Consider the following 23,173-nt stretch of genomic DNA (forward strand, 5'->3'; position numbering starts at 1 on the left):
CGGCTAGAATCCGCCGCTTCCGGAGAGGTGGATGAGCGGTTTAAGTCGCACGCCTGGAAAGCGTGTGAGGGTTAATAGCCCTCCGCGGGTTCGAATCCCGCCCTCTCCGCCAGACATGAAAAAGGGCGCCTCGCGGCGCCCTTTTCTTTTGCATGGAACGGAAGCTCAGCGCACCACGGCGATCTGCTCGCGCTTCTCACCCTTGTAGGTGTAGAGCGTCAGCGCGCCGTTCTTGACGTCGCCCTTCTCGTCGAACGAGATGGTGCCGGTCACGCCCTTGAAGTCGGCGGTCTTGGCCAGCTCCGGCAGGTACTTGGCCGGATCAGCCGAGTCGGCCTTGACCATGGCGGCGACCATCACGTTCACGGCGTCGTACACATACGGTGCATAGATCTGCACGTCGGTGTTGAACTTGGCCTTGAACTTGGTCTTGAACTCTTCCAGGCCAGCCTTCTGCTCGCCTTCCACGCCACCGGCTTCGGCGCACACCACCTGGCCGTCGGCCATCGCGCCACCGGCCAGCTTGGGCAGCTCGCCCGTGCAGATGCCGTCGCCACCCATGAACTTGGCCTTGATGCCCAGTTGCTTGGCCTGGCGGATCATCGGGCCGGCCACCGCGTCCATGCCGCCGTAGAACACGACGTCAGGTTTGACGGCCTTCACTTTGGTCAGGATGGCGGTGAAGTCGGTGGCCTTGTCGGTGGTGAACTCGTGAGCCGCGACCTTGCCGCCTGCGGCAGCAACGCCCTTCTCGAACTCTTCGGCAACGCCCTGGCCGTAAGCGGTGCGGTCGTCGATGACGGCGATCGACTTGCCCTTGAGCTGGGCGATCGAGTACTTGCCGAGGGTGCCCCCGAGGTGCACGTCGTCAGCCACCACGCGGAAGGTGGTCTTGAAGCCCTGGCGGGTGAACTTGGGGTTGGTCGCCGACGGCGAGATCTGCGGAATGCCAGCGTCGCTGTAGATCTTGGAGGCCGGGATCGAGGTGCCCGAGTTCAGGTGGCCGACCACGCCGTTGACCTTGGAGTCGACCAGCTTCTGCGCGGCCGCGGTGCCTTGCTTCGGGTCGCCTGCGTCGTCTTCGGCAACCAGCTCGAAGGTGACCTTCTTGCCGCCGATCATCACGCCCTTGGCGTTCAGCTCGTCGATCGCCATGCGGGCGCCGTACTCGTTGTCCTTGCCGAGGTGGGCAATGGCGCCGCTGGTGGGGGCCACGTGACCGATCTTGATCACCGAGGAGTCGGCGGCAGCGGCCGGAGCCGAGGCGGGAGCCGATGCTGCCGGTGCGGCGGCTTCTTGCTTCTTGCCGCAGGCCGACAACATCACGAGGGCAACGGTGGCCATCGCGGAGAGCGCAAAGGTCGATCTCTTCATATAAGTGTTTCCTTGAGGGTTGGGAAAGCTGATGAGCAAAGCTTGTGCCTATGCCTGCTGTCTCAGACAGTCCGCCATGATCTCGAATCCCGGCGAAAAAGCAATACGAGGTGTTGCTCTAAAACACCCGCCGCACGGGCCTCTCGATCAGCGCATTTGGATCAGCGCTTTTGCAGGCGGTCGAGTTCGAGCGAGACGGCGCGGGCGACCATCTCGCGCAGGTTGGCGGCGAGCTGTGCGCGCATCTCGCGCACGAGGCTGTCGGTCATGCGCGCAAGCACCGGCGAGAGCGACTCGCGCAGGCGGTGCTCGAACATCAGGTCGAGCTGTTTGTCGAGATCGGCCAGCACGCGCTGCACCACGCGGGCTTCGTCGATGACCGCGGCCGGCGCAACGGGCGCAGGAGGCGGAGCCGGCACCACCGGCGCCGCGCGCTCAGGGCGGCCCAGCGGCGCGGGTGCCGTCGCGGCGAACGCCGGATCGACCGGCAACGGCGGGAACTCGTCGTCCTCGACGGCGGGCTGCGTCTTGGGTAGCACCACAACCTCGGTGAGCACCGGGACACGCTGCGGCGGCTGGGGCGGCGGGACGTTCGGCTTCACGGCTGCGCTTCCTGGGCGACATCGTGGCGGGCGATCTCATAGCCACGGTCGCTGTAGTGTTTCCAGCGGGCGCGGCCGGCCTGGCGATCTTCGCCGTCGTGCGAGACCAGCTCGATCACCCGCGCGAACGTCTCGAAACCGTCGACCAGCTCGTTGCCGAGATTGAGCAGCACCTCGTGGTGCGGTGCCTCGCGCACCTGCTCGCTCAGCCACACCGGGGTGTCGCGCAGGCGAGCCGCGGGCACCTGGCCCGGCCGCGCGTAGACGTGCGGCACGAAGTCGAGCGGCTCGAAGACCCAGAGCTGCTTGTCGAAGCGCGCGAGAACGTCTCCTGGTGCGCTGACCACCACTTTGGCGCCGCGGCGCACCGCTTTGCGCAGCAGGCGGCAGGCATAGCCCATGCGGTCGGGCACGTTGAAATGGAAGCTGACCTCGGTCACGGCTCGATGGAGACGTCAGCCCGCCCGTCGCGAGGCGAACGACAGCACGAAGTGCGTCAGCAAGGGCACCGGCCGGCCGGTCGAGCCCTTGGCGGTGCCCGACTTCCAGGCGGTGCCGGCGATGTCGAGGTGGGCCCAACGGTACTTGCCGGTGAACTTCTTGAGGAACATCGCGGCAGTGATGGCCCCGCCCTCGCGCGGGCCGACGTTGCCGATGTCGGCGAAGTTGCTCTTCAGGCCTTCGGCGTATTCCTCGTCGAGCGGCATGCGCCAGGCCGGGTCGAGCGCGGCGCGGCTGGCGGCGAGCAGGTCGTCGGCGAGCGCGTCGTCGGGCGAGAAGAGGCCGGTGTTGAGGTTGCCCAGTGCCACCACGCACGCGCCGGTGAGCGTGGCCACGTCGACCACAGCCGCCGGCTTGAAGCGCTCGGCATAGGTGAGCGCATCGCAGAGGATGAGGCGGCCTTCGGCGTCGGTGTTGAGGATCTCGATGGTCTGGCCCGACATGCTCGTGACGACGTCACCCGGCTTGATGGCGCGGCCGTCGGGCATGTTCTCGCAGGTGGGCACGATCACCACGAGGTTGAGCTTGGGCTTGAGTTCGGCCACGGCGCGCAAGGTGCCGAGCACGCTGGCCGCACCACCCATGTCGAACTTCATCTCGTCCATGCCGGCCGCCGGCTTGATGGAGATGCCGCCGGTGTCGAAGGTGATGCCCTTGCCCACGAGCACGATGGGGGCCTCGGTCTTGGCCGCGCCGTGGTAGCGGGCCACGATGAACTTCAAGGGCTCGTGCGAGCCCTGGGCCACCGCGAGGAAGGATCCCATACCGAGCTTCTCGACGTCTTTCCGGTCGAGCACTTCGACCTTGAGCTCGTGCGCACGGCCGAGCTTCTTGGCCTGGTCGGCCAGGTAGCTTGGCGTGCAGTGGTTGGCCGGGCGGTTGCCGAGGTTGCGCGCGAAGGTCACGCCGGCCGCGATGGCCTGGCCTCGCAGCAAGCCGGCCTGCACGGCCTTGGCCTGCGCCTTGGTGCACAGGAACGTGAGCTTGTCGACCTGGGGCGCCGGCGGCGCGCTGGGCTTGGTGTCGCGGTACTGGTAGATGGCGTCGGCGGTGGCCGTGGCGGCGGCTTCGGCGTGCGCGTCGTCGAGTTCACCGCCAATGAGCGCGACCGCCACATGGCGCACGCCCAGGCCCTTGACCTGGCCCACGCCCGCGGCCACGGCCGACTTGAATTCCTTGACACCGCCCTTGCCTGCCGCAACCGCGACCACACGCGCGGCCTTCACGCCGGCCGGGCGGTGCAGGTAGAGCTTGTTGCCGGACTTGAGTTTCCAGTCGTGATGGGCCAGCGCATCGTTCAGCGGCGACGCGAGCTTGGCATCGAGCGACGCATCGACCGCCTCGCCGGCCACCACGAGCACCAGTGCATCGGCGGTGACGGAAGACAAGGCCGCAGCTGCGGCGATCTGATGACGGAAGTCCATAATGCGGCGGCCCTTTCAATGATCCAACGATGTTATTCGATTCCTCTCTGAGGCGAGACCTGTCGCGCTCCTTCGGCGCGACCCTCGTGGTCATCCTCACCATCGTCGTGACGATGATGCTGATCCGCACGCTCGGGCAGGCGGCGGTGGGCCGCATTTCGCCGCAAGACGTGGTGCTGCTGCTCGGCTATTTCGCCCTCGCCCACCTGCCGACGATGCTGGCGCTCTCGCTCTTCATCTCGGTCGTGGCCACGCTCGGGCGCATGTACCGCGAGAGCGAAATGGCCATCTGGTTTGCCAGTGGGGTGGGCCTCTCGCGCTTCGTGCGGCCGGTGCTGCGGGTGAGCTGGCCGGTGTTGCTCGTCGTGGCGCTGCTGGTGCTCTTCGTGTGGCCGTGGGTCAACCAGAAGAGCAACGAGATGCGCGAGCGCTTCGAGCAACGCTCCGACCTGTCTCGCGTGGCGCCCGGCCAGTTCCAGACCTCGCGTGACGGGCAGCGCGTCTTCTTCATCGAGCGCTCCACCGACAACGGCCGCGACGCGCGCAACGTCTTCATCCTCGCCCGCCACGGCGACAGCGAATCGGTCACCTCCGCCCGCAGCGGGCGCATCGAGAACACAGCGGAGGCCAACTTCCTCGTGCTCGACAACGGCCAGCGCAGCGAGCAGAACCTGAAGACGAACGAGAAGACCGCCTCACGCTTCGAGACCTATCGGGTGCAGGCCGGCGAGAAGGCGCTGAGCAGCGTGGAGAAGCTGCCGCCCAAGGCACAGCGCAGCGCCGACCTCGTGCGCGACACCGACGCTGCCGGCCGCGGCGAGCTGGCCTGGCGGCTCGGGCTCGCGCTCGGCGCGGGCAACCTGCTGCTGCTGGGCATCGGCCTGTCGGCCACCTCGCCGCGCCGGGCGAGCAATTGGAACCTGCTCTTCGCACTGCTGGCCTTCGTCGTCTACTACAACCTCATCAACCTGACCAAGGCCTGGGTGTCGAGCGGCAAGCTGGAGATGGGCGCGGCGCTGGCCGTGATCCACGGTGGCGCTTTCCTCGTGGCGGTCGGGCTCATCTGGTGGCGTGACCACGGCACGCACTTGCAGCTGCTGCCCGCACGGAAGGCGGTCACCGCATGAGACCGCACATGTCAACCGCCGCTCGCGGGCCGAGCGCCGGGCCGCTCCCAAGCCGGCCCGCCATCCCCCTGGGGGATCGGCCGACGTACCCGTCGGACGAGGGGCTGTCATGAAAACGGTTCGCCGACTGCTTTACCGCGACATCGTCTCCTCGGTGTTCTTCGTGGCGCTGGCCTTCCTGTCGCTCTTCTTCTTCATCGACTTCGTCGACGAGCTGGCCGACGTGGGCAAGGGCTACACCGCCTTCCATGCCGCGCTGCACTCCATCCTCGAGCTGCCGGGGCATCTGTACGAGTTGGTGCCGATCGCGGTGCTGATCGGCACCATCTATGCGCTCTCGCGCATGGCGCAGTCGTCGGAGTTCACCATCCTGCGCACGGGCGGCCTCGCACCTGGCCGTGCGCTGACACTGCTGGCCGGTCTCGGCGTGGCTTTCGCGGTGATGACCTTCGTGGTGGGCGACTACGTGGCGCCGCTCAGCGAGCGGGCCGCGACCCTGGTGCAGTCGCGCGCCAAGGGCGGCTTCAGCGTGGGCGGCTCGGGCGCGTGGCTGAAAGACAAGACCATGACGCCTCAGGGCGAGCGCTCGTACTCGATCAACGTCGAGCGGGCCAACTCGGGCGGCGAGCTGCTCAACGTGCGCGTCTTCGAGTTCGACCAGAACGGCCGCCTGCTGCGCCGCATCGGCGCGGCCAGTGGCAACGTGAGCAAGGACGGCGTCTGGTCGCTCGCCAACGTCACCATCACCGACTGGAGCGCCATCGACGCGCCCGGCTTCCAGCTCAACGTCACCGAAGAGAAACGCGCCACCTACGACTGGGCGAGTTCGCTGCCCGCGAGCGTGGTGGCAGCGGCCGTGCTGTCTGAAAAGTCGATGTCGACGCTCGAACTCTTCCGCTACATCAACCACCTGGCCGACAACGAACAGGCCGCCCAGCGCTACGAGATCCGCTTCTGGAAGCGCGCGCTCTACCCGCTGGCCTGCCTGGTGATGATCGGTCTGGCCCTGCCCTTCGCCTACCTGCACGGCCGCGCAGGCGGCGTGAGCCTCAAGGTCTTCGGCGGGATCATGCTGGGCATCAGCTTCGTGCTGCTCAACAATGTCGCGCAGCACCTCGGCCTGCTGCGGGGTTGGACGCCATGGATCGTGGCCGCGACACCCAGCCTGCTCTACCTCCTCCTCTCGATGGCCGCGTTCAGCTGGCTGGTGCGATACCGATGAGCACGCCCGGCCTGCTGCTCTTCGCCCACGGCGCCCGCGACCCGAACTGGGCCTTGCCCTTCGAAGCCGTGGCCGCGCTCGTGCGCGCCCAACGCCCCGAGATGCCCGTCCAGCTGGCGTTCCTGGAGTTCATGAGCCCGGCACTGCCCGAAGCGGGAGCACGACTCGCCGCGCAAGGCTGCACGGAGGTGGCCGTGGTGCCGCTCTTCCTTGGGGCCGGTGGTCATGTGCGCAAGGACCTGCCCGCCCTGCTCGCCGGCCTGGCCGCGGCCTACCCGCAGGTGAGCTGGTCGCTCAAGCCGGCGATCGGCGAGATCGAGAGCGTGGTCCAGGCCATGGCCGAAGCGGCCCTGCATCTCGCTTCTTAATACACAGGGTGGAATAATCCGGGCAGCTCACATACTGCTCTGGATATATGAACCTCCACCAGTTCCGGTTTGTCCAGGAAGCGGTCCGGCGTGACCTCAACCTGACCGAGACCGCCAAGGCGCTCTTCACCTCGCAGCCCGGCATCTCCAAGGCCATCCTCGAACTCGAGGGCGAGCTGGGCGTCGACATCTTTGCCCGCCACGGCAAGCGCCTGCGCCGGGTGACCGAGCCCGGCCAGCACGTGCTGGCCAGCATCGAGATCATCATGCGCGAGGTCAACAACCTGAAGCGCATCGGCGAAGAGTTCTCCAAGCAGGACAGCGGCACGCTCTCCATCGCCACCACGCACAGCCAGGCCCGCTACTTCCTGCCCGAGCCGCTGGCCCAGCTGCGCAAGCGCTTCCCCAAGGTCAACATCAGCCTGCACCAGGGCTCGCCCGCGCAGGTGGCGCAGATGCTGCAAGAGGAAGTGGCCGACATCGGCATCGCCACCGAATCCATCGGCGACGTGGACGAACTCGTGTCCCTGCCTTGCTACGAATGGCAGCACGCGGTGGTGATGCCGGCCAGCCACCCACTCGCGCAACACGAGCGCTTGAGCCTCGAAGACCTGGCACGTGAGCCGATCGTCACCTACCACCCGTCGTTCAGCGGGCGCACGCGGGTCGACCAGGCGTTCGCAGCGCGCCACCTCAAGCCCAACATCGTGCTGGAAGCCATCGACGCCGACGTGATCAAGACCTACGTGCGCCTGGGGCTGGGCGTGGGCATCGTGGCCGAGATCGCGGTGCGCGACGACCCACCCGGCGGCGAGCTGATCTCGCGCCCCGTGGGCCACCTCTTCGGCCGCAGCATCACGCGCGTGGCCTTCAAGCGCGGGGCGTACCTGCGCAACTTCGTGTTCTCGTTTGCCGAGATGCTGTCGGAGCGCCTCAACCGCGCCCTCATCACCAAGGCCATGTCGTCCCGCGAGGGCAGCACCGACACCAGCGACTACCAGCTATGAGCACCCGCTTCACCCCACCCGCGATCACGAGCCGGCTGCCGAAGGTCGGCACCACCATCTTCACCGTGATGTCGGCGCTGGCGCAGCAGCACAATGCCGTCAACCTCGGCCAGGGCTTCCCGGATTTCGACTGCGACCCGCGCCTGCTCGATGCGGTGAACGCCGCCATGCGCCGCGGCCTCAACCAATACCCGCCGATGGCCGGCGTGCTGCCGCTGCGCGAAGCCATCGCGAGCAAGCTCACGCGGCTCTACGGCCACAGCTACGACCCGGTGAATGAGATCACCATCACGGCGGGTGCGACGCAGGCCATCCTCACCGCCATCCTCGCCATCGTGCACCCGGGTGACGAAGTGATCGTGCTCGACCCGAGCTACGACAGCTACGAGCCCAACATCGAGCTGGCCGGCGGCCACGCGGTGCACGTGCCGCTCACGCCGCGCAGCTTCCGGCCCGATTTCGACCGCATCGCCGCCGCCATCGGCCCGCGCACCCGCGCCATCCTCATCAACACGCCGCACAACCCGAGCGCCACCGTCTGGTCGGCCGACGACATGCGGCGCCTCACCGAGCTGCTGCGCCCGACCAACATCCTCGTGATCGCCGACGAGGTCTACGAGCACATGGTGTTCGACGGCGCGCAGCACGAGAGCGTCTCGCGCCACCCGGAGCTCGCAGCGCGCAGCTTCGTGGTGTCGAGCTTCGGCAAGACCTACCACGTGACCGGCTGGAAGGTGGGCTACGTGGCCGCACCCGCGCCGCTGATGGCCGAGTTCCGCAAGGTGCACCAGTTCAATGTGTTCACCGTCAACACGCCGGTGCAACACGGCCTCGCCGACTACATGGCCGACCCCGCACCCTACGAGCAGCTGCCCGGCTTCTACCAGCGCAAGCGCGACCTCTTCCGCGACGGGCTGGCGTCGACCCGGCTCAGGCTGCTGCCCACCACTGGCAGCTACTTCCAGAGCGTCGACTACTCCGAGGTGAGCGACCTGAGCGAAGAGGCGTTCTGCCGCTGGCTCACGAGCGAAGTGGGCGTGGCGGCGATTCCGCTATCGGCCTTCTACCCCGGAGGCTTCGAGCAGAAGCTGGCGCGTTTCTGCTTTGCGAAGAAAGACGAGACGCTGAAGCTCGCGCTGGAGCGGCTCAACGATCGCTTTGCTTCTTGATGCCGTTCTTGAACTCGTCCTTGAAGTCGAGGTCATCCAGCGTCAGCGGCGGCCGGTCGGTCGACACGTCGAGGTCGAGCGAGAAGCTCGCCGGCGGCTCGGCGGGCTCGGGCGACGCGGGCACGCTGGTCACGGTCGACGCCGCTTGATCGCCGATCGGCAGGAGCAAATCCACCCCCTCCACATCGACGGCGCGCTCGGCCAGATCACGCGCGGTGCTGTAGAGGAAGAGCAGCTCGCGGTAGGCCGGCACATCGAAGGTCGGGCCTGCATCGCGGCGGAAAAGCGCAGTGTCGAGCAGCTCCATCGCCTGTGACGGGCGGCTCCAGGCGTCTTGCAGGCGTTGCATCACCTCGGGGTAGCCCTCGAGGTTGAGGCCGGCTTCGGGGTCGACATCCCACTCTGGCGCATAGGCATTGAAGCGGCGGTTGAAGCGCTCGCGGATGCGGTCGTAGGGCTCACGCTCGCCGCGGCGGCGGTAGATCTCGAGCAGCTTCAGGTACGGCAAGGGGCTCACGCCGCCCGTGCTGCGCACGTGGCCCATGAGCAGGTCGATGGCCGCTTCGTCCTGGCCCAGCACGACGAAGAACTCGGCCTGCTGCTCCAGGTCGATCAGCTCCTCGGCCGACATCGGCCGGCGAGGCTCGACCACCGCATCGGGCTCGGTGGCGCGCACCGCCATGAGGGGGGCCGGGGCCGGCGACACGCTGTCGGCCGATGGCGCCGCGGCCGGCAGTGGCGAAGGCGCCGAGACCACGCCTGACACGCTGGGCGCCTTGGTGGGGTCGTCCAGGCCTTCTTCCAGGAGCGAAGATGCAGCCGCCGCCCCGCCGGGTTGCTCGGCCCACCAGGCGGCCGCGGCGCGGTCGCGCTTGCGCAGCCACCACATCGCCCCCAATGCCGCCGTCAGCAGCAGGCAGAGAAACACCAGCAGATAGACGAGCGGGTTCGCATAGCGGCTGGCTTCGGCCTCGCGCACGCGCGCCTGCATCTGCTCGAGCGACTTCTGCGTCGCCTGGCCGTCGACACGCAGCTTCTGCAGCGCGGCCTCCATCGCCTTCAGTCGCTCCAACTCCTCACGCCGCAAGGCCACTTCCGGGTCGACGTAGCGTGGGGCACCGCCCGAAGCGGCGCCCTCGGGCGGCATGCTGAGCCGGGTTTCCATCTGCAGCTGCGGCAGGATCAGCGCATCGGCCTCGACCGGGTCCAGCCGCAGCACTGGCCCGCGCGGACGGGCGGCCGGCGCCGGCGCCGGGGCGCGAGGCTTGGTGGCGGTGCGCGCCGGGGCGGCATCTGCCGAGGCCGCGCGCTCGGTCTCGCCACGGCGCAAGCGCGCGCGGGGGGTGGCCGACGTCGGGGTGGAGGCCTGCGCAGCGGGCGGCACGGCCGAGAGCACAGGAGACACCGCGGTCTCGGCCCGGTCGGCCTCCCAGCGGTCTGGCAATGCCGCAGCCACGGCAGCAGACCCTGGCGGATCGGCCAGCAGTGTGAAGTTGCGCGAGAGGCTCGAGGGGCAGCCCAGCTGGAGATGCACTGCCACGACGGGCTCATCCACCGCCAGGGTGGTGCTCACGCGGATGCGGCGCTCGCCCGTCGTCGCGGCGGTCTCGAGACGGGTACGGACCACGTTCTCAGGCAACACCCGGTCGCCGAAGTTCACTTCGGCCTTGACGCACCGCGGCTCGATGGTCTCACCGGCATCGAGGCGCAGGCCAATGGTGAGGTTGAGCGGCTGCCCCAAGACGGCCGTGGTGCCGACCTTGCCCAGCCCCAGCGCCGTCGCGGCATCCGTGCCCAGCCCAAGGGCGAGCGACAGCGCGAGCGAGGTGACAAATCTCTGCATTCGTGGGGCAGCGGGGGTATCGATTCACTCTAGCATGAAGCACCCGTTCTCCGAGGCGAAGCGGGGCTCGCAGAGCGGCATTCCATGCTGCATGACACAATGGCCGGTGTGCCTCGAGCACCTATTCGACACCCGCCACATGCCATCAGAACTGCACGCCGAACGCCGTGATGCGGCCCTGGTCCTGACCCTCAGCGACCCGGACACGCGCAACACGCTGTCGGAGCAGGTCTTCGCCGCCGGCATCGAAGCGCTCGACGTGGCCGAGAGCGACCCGAGCGTGCGCTGCATCGTGCTGCGCGGTGAAGGCGACTTCTTCTGTGCGGGCGGCAACCTGCAGCGCCTCAAGTCCAACCGCCAGGCCGACCGCTCCGTCCAGGACAACATGCTCCAGCGCTTCCATGGTTTCGTGGAAGCGCTGCGTGTCTTCCCGAAGCCGGTGATCGCAGCCGTCGAAGGTGCAGCCGCAGGGGGCGGCTTCTCACTGGCCCTCGCCTGTGACCTGATCGTGGCCGCCGAAGACGCGAAGTTCATCCTCTCGTATGGCCGCATCGGCCTCTCACCCGACGGCGGCGCGACCTGGCAACTCATGCAGCGCCTGCCGCGCAACCTCGTGCTGCAGATGCTGTGGCTCCACGAGCCCGTGACGGCAGCGCAGTTGCAGGCGCACGGCCTCGTCAACTGGGTGGTGCCCAAAGGACAGACGAGTGCTCAGGCGTTCGCGATTGCCGAGCAGCTCGCGGCCTGCGCTCCCAATGCGATTGCCAGTGCCAAGGAGCTCGTCAACCAGTGGCCCGAGCGCAGCCTGACGCAGCAGCTCGACCTCGAGCGCGAGCATTTCCTCGACAACCTCTTCCACCCGAACAGCGGTGAAGGCCTTCAGTCTTTCCTGGACAAACGGCCGCCCGCATTCGAGTAAGACCACAGCGCAGACACCACAGCGATTGCTGTCGCGACAGAGACAACCATGAACAGCCCCGTTCTTACAATCGAAGAGCAGTCCAACATCGAGTCCGGCGCGTGGTTCTCCAAACTCTCACAGCCTCTGCGGGAAGCCATCTTGTCGAGAGCCCATGTGAGGCGCCTGGCCGATGGCGCGATGCTCGCGTCGCGCGGCGCGCAAGCCGAGAGCTGGTCGGGCGTGGCCAAAGGCGCGGTGCGCGTGAGCTCGGTGTCGCTCTCGGGCAAGGAGATCACGCTCACGTATGTGGAGCCGGGCGTGTGGTTCGGCGACATCTCGCTGTTCGACAACTTCCCGCGCACGCACGATTCGTATGCGCACGGCGAGACCACCCTGCTCGTGGTGCGCAAGCCCGACTTCCAGGAGCTGCTCGCGCAATTCCCCGAGCTGTACGAAGCGCTGCTGCGCCTCAACTGCCGCCGCCTGCGCTTGATGTTCGACATGATCGAAGACCTCAACACGCGGCCGTTGTCGGCACGCCTGGCCAAGCAGATCCTGCTGCTGGCGCGCGGTTACGGCGTGAAGCAAGGCGACGAGATCCGCATCGGCCTGCAGCTGGCGCAGGAAGACCTGGCGCAGCTTCTCGGCGCCTCGCGCCAGCGTGTGAACCAGGAGCTCAAGGGCTTCGAGCGTGCCGGCGCGGTGCGCATCGAGCCCACGCGCCTCGTGGTGCTCTCGCGCGAGAAGCTGATCTCACTTTCCGAACGCTGACGGCACCCTGGTGCCGGTGACCCATGAGTACCGACACCAGCCCCCATACGATCGACACGCAGGCGCTCGAGCGTTACCTGCAGGCCCATCTGCCCGGCTATCGCGGCCCGCTGCAGATCGAGAAGTTCAAGGGCGGCCAGTCCAACCCCACCTACAAGCTCGTCACGCCGGAGCGTTCCTATGTGATGCGCTCCAAGCCGGGGCCGGTGGCCAAGCTGCTGCCGTCGGCGCACGCGATCGAGCGTGAGTACCGCGTGATGTCGGCACTGCAAGGCACCGCCGTGCCGGTGCCACGGATGCACCTGCTCTGCGAAGACGAATCGGTGATCGGCCGCGCCTTCTTCATCATGGAGTTCATGCAAGGCCGGGTGCTGTGGGACCAGTCCCTGCCCGGCATGTCGCGCGACGAACGCGCCGCGCTCTACGACGAGATGAACCGCGTGATCGCCGCCCTGCACCAGGTCGACGTGAAGGCGATCGGCCTCGCCGACTACGGCAAGCCCGGCAGCTACTTCGAGCGCCAGATCGCACGCTGGAGCAAGCAGTACGTCGCCTCGATCACCCTGCCCATCGAGGCGATGGACCGGCTGATGGAGTGGCTGCCGGCGCACATGCCGGCCAGCGCACGTGATGAATCGCAAGTGTCGATCGTGCACGGCGACTACCGCCTCGACAACCTGATGTTCCACCCGACCGAGCCACGTGCCATCGCCGTGCTCGACTGGGAACTGTCGACGCTCGGCCATCCGCTCGCTGACTTCAGCTACCACTGCATGTCGTGGCACATCCCGCAGGCCACCTTCCGTGGCATCGGCGGGCTCGACCTCGCGTCACTGGGCATCCCGACAGAGGCCGACTACCTGCGCCGCTACTGCGAGCGCACAGGCCGCCACGACGTGGCCAGCGTAGAAGCCGACTGGAACTTCTACCTCGCCTACAACCTCTTCCGCGCCGCCGGCATCTCGCAAGGCATCGCCAAACGCGTGGAGAACGGCACTGCCTCCAGCGCCGAAGCGCGCCAGGTGGCCGCGAGCGCCCGCCCGCTGGCCGACATGGCCTGGCACTTTGCCCAGCAGGCCTGAACCCTCTCTCACCCCCGGATCACCCAAGGAGACGCACATGGACTTCGCCTATTCCCCACGTACCCAGGAGCTGCAAGCCAACCTGCTGCGCTTCATGGACGACTACATCTACCCGGCCGAAGCGCGCTACACCGCCGAGATCGAAGCCAACACCAAGGCCGGCAAGCGCTGGACGCCGCTCGAGACGATCGAAGAGCTGAAGGTCAAGGCCCGCGCACAAGGACTGTGGAACCTCTTCCTGCCGCCGAGCGCCGACGGCTCGGTGCGCGAAGCCGAATACGGCCCCGGCCTGTCGAACCAGGAATACGCGCCGCTGGCCGAGATCATGGGCCGCGTGATGTGGTCAAGCGAGGTCTTCAACTGCTCGGCGCCCGACACCGGCAACATGGAAACCATCATTCGCTACGGCACGGCTGAGCACAAGAAGCGCTGGGCCGAGCCGCTGCTCGACGGCAAGATCCGCAGCGCCTTCGCGATGACCGAGCCGGCCGTGGCCTCGTCGGATGCGACCAACATCGAAGCGCGCATCGAACGCCAGGGCGACGAGTACGTCATCAACGGCCGCAAGTGGTGGATCTCGGGCGCCGGCGACCCGCGCTGCGCGATCTACATCTTCATGGGCAAGACCGACCCGAGCGCGCCGCGCCATAGCCAGCAGTCGATGATCCTCGTGCCGGCCGACACCAAGGGCATCACCGTGATCCGCCCCCTGCCCGTCTTCGGCTACGACGACGCGCCGCACGGCCACTGCGAGATCCTGTTCGAGAACGTGCGGGTGCCGGTGAGCAACGTGCTGCTCGGCGAAGGCCGTGGCTTCGAGATCGCCCAAGGCCGCCTCGGCCCGGGCCGCATCCACCACTGCATGCGACTGATCGGCCTGGCCGAGCGTGCGCTTGAACTGATGTGCCGGCGTGCCAGCTCGCGCGTGGCCTTCGGCCGCACCGTGGCCGAGCAAGGCGTGACGCGCGAGCGCATCGCCGAAGCCCGCTGCCGCATCGAGCAGGCCCGCCTGCTCACGCTCAAGTCAGCCTGGATGATGGACGTGGCCGGCAACAAGACCGCCAAGGCCGAGATCGCGATGATCAAGGTGGTGGCGCCGTCGATGGCCTGCCAGGTGATCGACTGGGCCATGCAGGTGCACGGTGGCGGCGGCATGTCGGACGACTTCCCGCTCGCCTACTTCTATGCGATGGCCCGCACGTTGCGTTATGCCGACGGCCCGGACGAAGTGCACCGCAACGCCATCGCCAAGCTGGAACTCGGGCGCTACGCCGCCTGAGGGCAACGCACTGCCGGAGGGGTCAACGCCCCTTCGGCGGGTCTTCCGGGCCGAGCTGGGTTTGCCAGGCGGTGGAGCCGGTCGTGTGCCAATCGGGCGAACCTTCAGCGCCCACACCCGCCACGCGCAGCGCCTGCAAGACGGCGACCTCGAAGAGCCCGACCGCCTGCGTCATGAGCGCCACTTCAGGCTCGGGCAATTGCAAGCGCAGGTAAGCCCGGCCGCGCAGCAGCATCAGCACGAAGGGCGGGTCTGATTTCAGGAAGCCGGCCAGCGACTCTTCCAGTTGCTTGGCCAACGCGCCCTCGACCCACGACGCCGCCTCGGGTTGCGAGCTGCTGACCAGACCGAAGCGCGAGCGCACCTCTTTCGCCGCCTTGTACGGCACCTTCGGAAACATCGCCAGCCAGCGCATCTCTTCCGGCGTGTTGCCGTCGATCACCGTCTGCGTGCTTTCGGTGAAGCGCTCGAAGGCCTGGCGCTCCAGGTTTTCGAGCAGGCCTTGAGAGATCAGCAGCACCTGCAGGTTGTGCGACAGGCCCAGCTCCATGCGCAGGCGCAGCTCATGGCCGTCGATGTACTGGCGCTGCGGCGGGCCCCACTCCAGGCGCCACGGCTTGCTCTCCATGCCGCCGGTGATGACGAAGCCTTCGCCTTCGGCTTCACGCTTGTACTTGAGCTTGTTGTACTTGGCCCATTCCTCGACCTCGCGCCACACCGGGCCAGGAGCCGGGCGGGAAATCAGCTTCTTGAATGCATCAAGCATGATGAGGTGGCATCCACTAGAGTGGGCACACGGCAGTTGCCGCGATGACAGGAGACTATAGCGATGATCGACGTGTATTCGTGGGCTACCCCCAACGGCCACAAGGTCCACATCATGCTCGAGGAGTGCGGCCTGCCCTACCGCGCGCACCCGGTGAACATCGGCGCCGGCGACCAGTTCAAGCCTGAGTTCCTGGCGATCAGCCCGAACAACAAGATCCCCGCCATCGTCGACCCCGACGGGCCGGATGGCGAGCCGATCTCCTTGTTCGAATCGGGCGCCATCCTGCTCTACCTCGCCGGCAAGACCGGGCGTTTTCTGCCCAGCACGGTACGTGGGCGCTACGAGGTGCTGGAGTGGCTGATGTTCCAGATGGGCGGCGTGGGCCCGATGCTCGGCCAGGCGCATCACTTCCGCATCTACGCGCCCGAGAAGTTGCCCTATGCCATCGACCGCTACACCAACGAAGCCAAGCGGCTCTATGGCGTGATGGACAAGCGCCTGGCCAAGAGCAAGTACATCGCCGGCCCCGAGTACACGATTGCCGACATCGCCATCTTCCCGTGGCTGCGCTCGTGGAAGAACCAGGGCATCGACTGGGCCGACTACCCGCACCTCAAGGGCTGGTTCGACGAGATCGCGGCGCGGCCTGCCGTGCAGCGTGGGGTGGAAGTGCTGGCCGACCTGCGCAAACCGCTGGTCGACTCACAAGCGCGCGACGTGCTCTTCGGCAAGCAGCAGTACGAGCGACGTTGACCGGCGGGCACTGAAGGTGGCCTGCGCCCCCTAGACCCGGGGTCGCGAAATCGGCGAAAGCGCGTACTGTCCGCGTCAAAATACACACTTTCGCCCGTCTGGGCGATGGTTTAGCGCGCCCGATGAACTTGTCCGAGCCACTTCAGCCTTCAGGTCCGATGCCCGCCATCGCCGGCCAGACGCTCCATCCGGGCGAAAGGCTGTGCGACTTCGAGATCGTGCAGGTGATCGGGCTCACGAGCTTCGGTGTGCTGTACCTCGGGCGCCAGCTGCAGGATGGCAGCACGGTCGCCATCAAGGAGTACATGCCGTCGAGCCTGGCCACACGCACGCGTGACGGTCGGGTCGAAGTGACCGACCCGGCGCATCTGCCGGCGTTCGAGCGCGGCCTGCAAGCCTTCCTGGCCGAAGCGCTGACCCTGTCGCAGTTCGAGCACCCCAACCTCTTGCGCGTGAGCGCGGTGTGGGAAGACAACGGCACCGCGTACCGCTCGATGCCCTACCTCAGCGGCACCACGCTGCTCGCGTGGCGAACCGGCATCGCCGAGCCTGCTTCGCAAGCGCAGATGGAAGCCTTGCTCGAAGGCCTGCTGGACGCCCTGCGCACGCTGTACCAGGCCGGCTTGGCGCACGGCCAGGTCGAGCCCCTCAACATCTACATCGGCGAAGACGGCCAACCCGTGCTGATGGACTTCGACGCCGTGCACCAGGCGGTTCAGAGCGACCCGAACAAGCCGTATGTCGACGCCTACGCCGACCCTGCGCGCGTGGAGGCGACGATGAGCACCGACCTGCGCGCCGTGGCGGCGGTGCTGCACTTCGCGGTCAGCGGTGACTGGGCGCCCGTGCGTCAGGGGCAGGCACTGCGCTACCCGTCTTTGGCCGACGTGCTGCTGCGCTTCAAGAGCAGCGCGTCGGCGTTGGAATACAAGCCAGAGTTCCTCTCCGCAATCGACACCGCTTTGGCTCAGCCGCTGCTTCATGCACCCGGCACGATCACCGAGTTTCGCGAGCTGTTTGCGCCCGATTCGTCGGCGGCACCGCTGGTGGCGCCCGTTGGTATCGCGGAGAAGAAGCGGGCCAAGCGCCACAAGCGCGAGCCCATCCCGCCGGCACCGCCTGCGTACCCGTTGAACTCCAGCGAAAGCGTGCTGGCCCTGTTGGCCAACTTCGAGCGCGGGCCCGCGCCGTCCGCCGAAGACGTGGAGCCGTTTCAGGTCCCGGAGGTCCCGACGCTCACCGAAGAGGCCGAGCCGGCATTGCCTCCGCTGCGCATCGTCAACCCATTCGATGACCTGGAAGGCCGAGACTCGCTGCCCAATCTCTCGGTGGATGAGCCGGCCGACTACGAACCACTGCCCTACACGCCCATGCCGAGCATCCGTCGGCGCAATCCGTGGAAGCAACGCCTCCCGGTGATTGCCACGATGGCGGCAGTGCTCATCGCCGTCTTGGGCGCCCTTGCCTGGCAGCTGTTTGGGTGAGGGTATGAGGCACGGCGGCCAGAGCTGGCCTGCCCGGAGGGACTCGAACCCCCGACCTGCTGCTTAGAAGGCAGCTGCTCTATCCAGTTGAGCTACGGGCAGTGAGGGGGTGACCCACAGAAGAATGGTCGGAGCGGCGGGATTCGAACTCGCGACCTACTGGTCCCAAACCAGTTGCGCTACCAGGCTGCGCTACGCTCCGATCGGCGCGCATTGTACCCAGGGTATTCGCGCGCTCAGGCGTTGATTTGCTGCAAAGCTTTCTCGAGCCGCTTCACGCTCACCGGCTGAGGTGTGCGCAACTCCTGCGCGAAGAGGCTCACGCGAAGCTCTTCGAGCAGCCAGCGGAATTCATCGAGCCGTGCATCACGCACGCCCCGCCGGTCGGCCATCAGCCGCAGGTAGCGCTGCTCCAGCGGACGCATCTCGGCGAGGCGTGTGGCGTCACGGGTGGGGTCGCTGCGCAGCTTGTCGAGCCGCATCGTCACGCCCTTCAGGTAGCGCGGCAGATGCGCCAGCTGGGCCCAAGGGGTGTCGAGCACGAAGCGCTTCGGCAAGAGGCGCATGAGCTGCGCCTGGATGTCGTCGGCGACGTCTTTTGGCGGCCGGGCGTCCTTCAACTTGCGCGCTGCGGCGGCGTATTCGGTGAGGATGGCCAGCGCCCCGCGCGCCACCTCGTTGGCAATCAGCGTGAGGCGACCACGGCCTTCGTCGATGCGCTTGCGGAACACTTGCGCATCGGTCGGCAGCGGATCACCGAGAAAGGCACGGTCGAGGGCCAGATCGACGATCTGCTGGCGCAACTCGTCGGCCGTGCCGAGCGGCATGTAGAAGACGGCCATCTTCTGCAGGTCGGGGATGTTCTTCTCGAGGTACTTGAGCGCATCCTTGATCTGCAACGCGACCAGGCGGCGCAAGCCGGCGCGGTGCTTGGCCGCAGCGATGTCGGGCTCGTCGAACACCTCGATCAGCACGTGGTCGCCCTTGTCGATCAAAGCCGGGAAGCCGACGAGGCTCTGACTGCCACGCTTGACTTCCATCAACTCTGGCAGCTCGCCGAAGGTCCAGTCGGTGTAGCGGGCATCGCTCGTGGTCGGGGGCGCGACGATCTCGGCTTTGACCGGCGCATGGGGTTTCGCCGCGGCGGCGGGCACAGGCTCTGCCTCCGCCGCTTTCGGCAGGCCGGGGCGCAACACCGCCAGCGCCTGGAACGCCGAGCGCGCCTGCCCGCCCAGCTCGGCCTTGAGGCTTGCGAGGTTGCGGCCCATCGCGAGCTGCCGGCCGTGCTCGTCGACCACGCGGAAGTTCATGAAGAGGTGCGGCGGCAACTGTTCGAGCTTGAAGTCGTTGCGTTGCACCGCGAGTTGCGTGCGATCGCGCACCGCCTTGAGCAGACTGTCGACCAGCGAACCTTGCGCAAACGGCGTGAGCTCGCAGAACTCGGCGGCGTAGTCGGGCAGCGGCACCAGGCGCGAACGTGGCCGCTGGTGCAGGCTCTTCACGAGCGCGAGCACCTTGTCCTTCAACATGCCGGGCACCAGCCATTCGCAGCGCTCGTCGCTCACCTGGTTGAGCGCAAAGATGGGCACGGTGACGGTGACACCGTCTTTCGCATCACCCGGCTCGTGGAGGTAGGTCGCGCTGCAGTCCACGCCGCCCAGGCGCACGGTCTTGGGGAACGCCGCGGTGGTGATGCCGGCCGCTTCATGGCGCATCAGCTCGTCGCGCGTGAGCAGCAGCAGTTTCGGCTGGCGCTTCACCTCTTCGCGGTACCAGCGCTCCAGCGTCGAGCCGCTCACCACATCGGCCGGCAGCTGCTGGTCGTAGAAGGCGTAGATCAGCTCGTCGTCGACCAGCACGTCCTGCCGGCGCGACTTGTGCTCCAGTTCCTCGACCTGCTGGATGAGCTTGCGGTTGGCGGCGAGGAACGGCAGGCGTGTCTCCCACTCGCCATTCACCAGCGCTTCGCGGATGAAGATCTCGCGCGCCGCGACCGGGTCGACGTTGCCGAAGTTCACCCGCCGGTTGCTGTAGACCACGATGCCGTAGAGCGTGGCGCGCTCCAGCGCCACCACCTCGCCGGCCTTCTTCTCCCAATGCGGCTCGAGCAGCTGCGTCTTCAAGAGGTGCGCGCCGACGATCGGTAGCCACTGCGGCTCGATGTTGGCGATGCCGCGGCCGAAAAGGCGCGTGGTCTCGACCAGCTCGGCCGCGACGATCCAGCGGCCCGGCTTCTTGCTCAGGTTGGCGCCCGGGTGCTTGTAAAAACGGATGCCACGTGCGCCAAGGTACCAGTCGTCCTCGTCGCTCTTGAGGCCGATATTGCCCAGCAGGCCGGCGAGCATGGTCATGTGGAGCTGGTCGTAGGTGGCGGGCGAACCGTTCAGCCGCCAGCCGTGTTCGGCCACGACCGTGTGCAGCTGGGAATGGATGTCGCGCCACTCGCGCACGCGGCGCGGCGAGATGAAGTTGTCGCGCAGCAGCTGCTCCTGCTTGCGGTTCGACAGCTTGTGTTCGCCCTGGCCACCTTTGCTGTCTTCCAGCCACTTCCAGAGCTTGAGCGTGCCCACAAACTCCGACTTCTCGTCGTCGAACTTCTTGTGGGCGTTGTCGGCGGCCTGTTGCTGCTCGATGGGGCGGTCGCGCACGTCCTGCACGCTGAGGGCCGACGCGATGACGAGCACCTCGGCCAAGGCTTGGCGGTTGCGCGCTTCGAGGATCATGCGGCCGACGCGCGGGTCGAGCGGCAGCTTGGCAAGTTCGCGGCCGGTGGCGGTCAACTCGTTCTGGTCGTCGACGGCACCGAGCTCGTTGAGCAGCTGATAGCCGTCGGCCACCGCACGGCGAGGGGGCGGCTCGAGGAACGGGAAGTCTTCGACCAGACCCAGCCCAAGCGACTTCATGCGCAGGATCACGCCCGCCAGCGACGAACGCAGGATCTCGGGGTCGGTGAAGCGCGGGCGTTCGTTGAAGTCCTTCTCGTCGTAGAGGCGGATGCAGATGCCGTTGCTGACCCGGCCACAACGCCCGGCGCGCTGGTTGGCCGCGGCCTGGCTCACCGCTTCGATCTGCAGCTGCTCGACCTTGTTGCGGTAGCTGTAGCGCTTGACGCGGGCAGTGCCGGCGTCGATCACGTATTGGATGCCCGGCACGGTCAGCGAGGTCTCGGCCACGTTGGTGGCCAGCACGATGCGGCGGGCGCTGTGCGGCTCGAAGACGCGGTCTTGCTCCTGCTGCGAGAGGCGGGCGAACAGCGGCACCACTTCCACGCCCGGTGGATGGTGGCGACGAAGATGGTCGGCGGCCTCGCGGATCTCGCGCTCGCCGGGCAGGAAGACGAGCACGTCACCCGCACCTTCGCGCCAGAGTTCGTCGACGGCATCGCCGATCGCGTCGTTGAGCCCGTACTCGCGGCTCTCCTCGAACGGCCGGTAGCGCTGCTCGACCGGAAAGAGGCGCCCCGACACCATGATCACCGGCGCCGGCCCGTGGCGCGACGCGAAGTGCTGCGCGAAGCGGTCGGCGTCGATGGTGGCCGAGGTGACGATGATCTTGAGGTCGGGCCGGCGTGGCAGGATCTGCCGCAGATAGCCGAGTAGGAAGTCGATGTTGAGGCTGCGCTCGTGGGCCTCGTCGATGATCAGCGTGTCATACGCCTTGAGCAGTGGGTCGGTCTGCGTCTCGGCGAGCAGGATGCCGTCGGTCATGAGCTTCACGCTCGCGTCCGGCTGCAGGCGGTCCTGGAAGCGCACCTTGTAGCCCACGATTTCGCCGAGCGGCGTCTTCAGCTCGTCGGCGATGCGCTTGGCCACGCTGGAGGCGGCAATGCGCCGCGGCTGGGTGTGGCCAATGAGCTTGCCGGTGTTGGCACGGCCCCGGCCCATCGCGAGTGCAATCTTCGGCAGCTGGGTGGTCTTGCCGGAGCCGGTCTCGCCGCAAACGATCACGACCTGGGCTTGAGACAGCGCGCGTTCGATCTCCTCGCGTTTGCCCGAGACGGGCAGCGATTCAGGGAAGGTGATCGGGGGCAAGGGCGTCGCGGTCACCGGGGCGGGCCGGCCACGACGCGCGGGGGCGTCTGTCGTCAAGGGTCGTCGTGCAAAATCGCGGATTATTTCAGCCTCTCGCCTGTGGCGCGCGCATGGACCTCATCTTTCCGCACACCTTCGTCCCGTGGTTCCGTTCGGTCGCGCCGCACATCCACGCGCATCGAGGCAAGACCTTCGTGGTGGCCATCGCGGGCGAGCTGATCGCGGCGGGCAAGCTCACGGCTTTCGCACAGGACTGCGCCCTGATGCAGGCGATGGGCGTCAAGCTCGTGCTGGTACACGGCTTTCGCCCGCAGGTGGAAGAGCAGCTGCAGGCCAAGGGCCACGTCTCGCGCTTCAGCCACGGCATGCGCGTCACCGACCCGGTGGCGCTCGACTGCGCGCAAGAAGCCGCGGGCCAGCTCCGATATGAGATCGAAGCGGCGTTTTCACAAGGCCTGCCCAATACCCCCATGGCCGGCGCAGCCGTGCGCATGATCTCGGGCAACTTCATCACCGCACGGCCCGTTGGCATCGTCGACGGTGTGGATTTCCAGCACACCGGCCTCGTGCGCAAGATCGACGCCATCGCCATCCGCCAGAACATCGACGCGGGCTCGCTGGTGTTGCTCTCACCCTTCGGCTTCTCGCCCACCGGCGAGGCCTTCAACCTCAGCATGGAAGACGTGGCCACCAGCGCGGCGATCGAGCTGCAGGCCGACAAGCTGCTCTTCGTGACCGAGGTTCGCGGCATCCCGCAAGACCCGCATGCCGGCGACCCGCGCGATGAAGACGTCGAGATCGACCAGGAGCTGGCGCTGGCGGATGCCGAAAAGCTGCTCGCCCAACTGCCGAACCCGACCCAGCCCACCGACACGGCCTTCTACCTGCAGCATGCCGTCAAGGCCAGCAAGGAAGGCGTGGAGCGGGTGCACATCCTGCCCTTCAAGGTGGACGGGGGCGTGCTGATGGAGGTCTTCACGCACGACGGCATCGGCACCATGATCGTCGACGAAAAACTCGAGAGCCTGCGCGAAGCCACCGCCGACGACATCGGCGGCATCCTGCAGCTGATCGAGCCGTTTGAAAAAGACGGCACGCTCGTCAAACGCGACCGCACCGAGATCGAGCGCGACATCGACCACTACACCGTGATCGAGCACGACGGCGTGATCTTCGGCTGCGCGGCGCTCTACCCCTACCCCGAAGCCAAGACCGGCGAAATGGCCGCCCTCACCGTGAGCAACAACGTGCAAGGCCAGGGCGACGGCGAGCGCATCCTCAAGCGCATCGAACAGCGCGCCAAGGCCATGGGCATGACGAGCATCTTCGTTCTGACGACGCGCACCATGCACTGGTTCATCAAGCGCGGTTTCGCGCAGGTCGACCCCGACTGGTTGCCCGAGTCACGCAAGCGCAAATACAACTGGGACCGCCGCTCCCAGGTGCTGGTGAAGAAACTGGCCTGA

General features: G+C 67.1%; 19 protein-coding genes and 3 tRNA genes. 13 read left to right on the forward strand and 9 right to left on the reverse strand.

Features of this window, described 5'->3' with window-relative positions; translation table 11 throughout:
- Nucleotides 1–21 precede the first annotated feature (21 nt).
- Nucleotides 22–112 (forward strand) — tRNA-Ser (locus tag KF892_04380).
- A 53-nt stretch (nt 113–165) separates the two neighbouring features.
- On the opposite strand, the gene KF892_04385 is transcribed toward KF892_04380, so the two are convergent.
- The 4 genes from KF892_04385 to KF892_04400 form a co-directional block, all read right to left on the reverse strand.
- Nucleotides 166–1,374 (reverse strand): branched-chain amino acid ABC transporter substrate-binding protein, encoded by a 1,209-nt coding sequence (locus KF892_04385; GenBank protein MBX3624231.1) that lies wholly within the window; start codon nt 1,372–1,374, stop codon nt 166–168.
- Between the two features lie 161 nt (nt 1,375–1,535).
- Nucleotides 1,536–1,976 carry a hypothetical protein gene (locus KF892_04390; GenBank protein ID MBX3624232.1) on the reverse strand — a complete coding sequence of 147 codons (441 nt, stop codon included), beginning with the start codon at nt 1,974–1,976 and terminating at the stop codon, nt 1,536–1,538.
- Nucleotides 1,973–2,416 (reverse strand): DNA polymerase III subunit chi, encoded by a 444-nt coding sequence (locus KF892_04395; protein MBX3624233.1) that lies wholly within the window; start codon nt 2,414–2,416, stop codon nt 1,973–1,975. Before KF892_04395 ends, KF892_04390 begins: the two co-directional genes overlap by 4 nt.
- Before the next feature lie 15 nt (nt 2,417–2,431).
- The gene (locus tag KF892_04400; protein MBX3624234.1) at nt 2,432–3,901 is read right to left on the reverse strand and encodes a leucyl aminopeptidase; all 1,470 of its coding nucleotides are present in this window, start codon (nt 3,899–3,901) and stop codon (nt 2,432–2,434) included.
- A gap of 29 nt (nt 3,902–3,930) precedes the next feature.
- On the opposite strand from KF892_04400, the gene lptF reads away from it, so the two are divergent.
- From lptF to KF892_04425, 5 genes are all read left to right on the forward strand, one after another.
- A complete protein-coding gene (gene lptF / locus KF892_04405; GenBank protein ID MBX3624235.1) occupies nt 3,931–5,028 on the forward strand; it encodes an LPS export ABC transporter permease LptF in 1,098 nt (365 codons plus the stop codon).
- Between the two features lie 109 nt (nt 5,029–5,137).
- Nucleotides 5,138–6,250, forward strand: a complete 1,113-nt coding sequence (lptG, locus tag KF892_04410) for an LPS export ABC transporter permease LptG (protein ID MBX3624236.1) — start codon at nt 5,138–5,140, stop codon at nt 6,248–6,250.
- Nucleotides 6,247–6,618: a CbiX/SirB N-terminal domain-containing protein gene (locus tag KF892_04415; protein ID MBX3624237.1), complete on the forward strand. Its 372-nt coding sequence runs from the start codon at nt 6,247–6,249 to the stop codon at nt 6,616–6,618. Before lptG ends, KF892_04415 begins: the two co-directional genes overlap by 4 nt.
- A 47-nt stretch (nt 6,619–6,665) precedes the next feature.
- Nucleotides 6,666–7,625 (forward strand): CysB family HTH-type transcriptional regulator, encoded by a 960-nt coding sequence (locus KF892_04420; protein MBX3624238.1) that lies wholly within the window; start codon nt 6,666–6,668, stop codon nt 7,623–7,625.
- Complete coding sequence (locus KF892_04425) at nt 7,622–8,794, forward strand: pyridoxal phosphate-dependent aminotransferase (GenBank protein MBX3624239.1); 1,173 nt, start codon at nt 7,622–7,624, stop codon at nt 8,792–8,794. The genes KF892_04420 and KF892_04425 overlap by 4 nt, the downstream gene beginning before the upstream one ends.
- On the opposite strand, the gene KF892_04430 is transcribed toward KF892_04425, so the two are convergent.
- Nucleotides 8,772–10,637, reverse strand: a complete 1,866-nt coding sequence (locus KF892_04430) for a hypothetical protein (protein ID MBX3624240.1) — start codon at nt 10,635–10,637, stop codon at nt 8,772–8,774. The genes KF892_04425 and KF892_04430 overlap by 23 nt on opposite strands.
- 139 nt (nt 10,638–10,776) lie before the next feature.
- Between KF892_04430 and KF892_04435 the strand changes: the two genes are divergently transcribed.
- Genes KF892_04435 through KF892_04450 form a run of 4 tightly spaced genes read left to right on the forward strand, consistent with a single transcriptional unit; the run spans nt 10,777 to nt 14,670 of the window.
- Nucleotides 10,777–11,556 carry an enoyl-CoA hydratase gene (locus KF892_04435; protein ID MBX3624241.1) on the forward strand — a complete coding sequence of 260 codons (780 nt, stop codon included), beginning with the start codon at nt 10,777–10,779 and terminating at the stop codon, nt 11,554–11,556.
- Between the two features lie 48 nt (nt 11,557–11,604).
- Nucleotides 11,605–12,309: a Crp/Fnr family transcriptional regulator gene (locus KF892_04440; GenBank protein ID MBX3624242.1), complete on the forward strand. Its 705-nt coding sequence runs from the start codon at nt 11,605–11,607 to the stop codon at nt 12,307–12,309.
- A 23-nt stretch (nt 12,310–12,332) separates the two neighbouring features.
- Nucleotides 12,333–13,391 carry a phosphotransferase gene (locus tag KF892_04445; protein MBX3624243.1) on the forward strand — a complete coding sequence of 353 codons (1,059 nt, stop codon included), beginning with the start codon at nt 12,333–12,335 and terminating at the stop codon, nt 13,389–13,391.
- A 37-nt stretch (nt 13,392–13,428) separates the two neighbouring features.
- Nucleotides 13,429–14,670, forward strand: coding sequence for an acyl-CoA dehydrogenase family protein (locus KF892_04450; GenBank protein ID MBX3624244.1), 1,242 nt, complete (start codon nt 13,429–13,431; stop codon nt 14,668–14,670).
- Nucleotides 14,671–14,692: 22 nt separating this feature from the next.
- Here KF892_04450 and KF892_04455 read toward each other — a convergent pair whose 3' ends face one another.
- A complete protein-coding gene (locus KF892_04455) occupies nt 14,693–15,436 on the reverse strand; it encodes a hypothetical protein (protein MBX3624245.1) in 744 nt (247 codons plus the stop codon).
- A 63-nt stretch (nt 15,437–15,499) separates the two neighbouring features.
- Between KF892_04455 and KF892_04460 the strand changes: the two genes are divergently transcribed.
- Together KF892_04460 and KF892_04465 are read left to right on the forward strand one after the other, a co-directional pair.
- Nucleotides 15,500–16,192 carry a glutathione S-transferase N-terminal domain-containing protein gene (locus KF892_04460; GenBank protein MBX3624246.1) on the forward strand — a complete coding sequence of 231 codons (693 nt, stop codon included), beginning with the start codon at nt 15,500–15,502 and terminating at the stop codon, nt 16,190–16,192.
- A gap of 158 nt (nt 16,193–16,350) precedes the next feature.
- Nucleotides 16,351–17,676 carry a hypothetical protein gene (locus tag KF892_04465; GenBank protein ID MBX3624247.1) on the forward strand — a complete coding sequence of 442 codons (1,326 nt, stop codon included), beginning with the start codon at nt 16,351–16,353 and terminating at the stop codon, nt 17,674–17,676.
- Between the two features lie 25 nt (nt 17,677–17,701).
- Here the strand turns inward: KF892_04465 and KF892_04470 are convergent.
- From KF892_04470 to hrpA, 3 genes are all read right to left on the reverse strand, one after another.
- A tRNA-Arg gene (locus KF892_04470) sits at nt 17,702–17,778 on the reverse strand.
- A gap of 23 nt (nt 17,779–17,801) precedes the next feature.
- Nucleotides 17,802–17,878: transfer RNA gene (locus KF892_04475), tRNA-Pro, on the reverse strand.
- A gap of 34 nt (nt 17,879–17,912) precedes the next feature.
- On the reverse strand, nt 17,913–21,764 hold the full coding sequence (hrpA, locus tag KF892_04480) for an ATP-dependent RNA helicase HrpA (GenBank protein MBX3624248.1): 3,852 nt from the start codon (nt 21,762–21,764) through the stop codon (nt 17,913–17,915).
- 53 nt (nt 21,765–21,817) lie between these two features.
- On the opposite strand from hrpA, the gene argA reads away from it, so the two are divergent.
- Complete coding sequence (gene argA, locus KF892_04485; GenBank protein MBX3624249.1) at nt 21,818–23,173, forward strand: amino-acid N-acetyltransferase; 1,356 nt, start codon at nt 21,818–21,820, stop codon at nt 23,171–23,173.

The sequence above is a fragment of the Rhizobacter sp. genome, from assembly GCA_019635355.1.
Taxonomy (GTDB): Bacteria; Pseudomonadota; Gammaproteobacteria; order Burkholderiales; family Burkholderiaceae_C; genus Rhizobacter.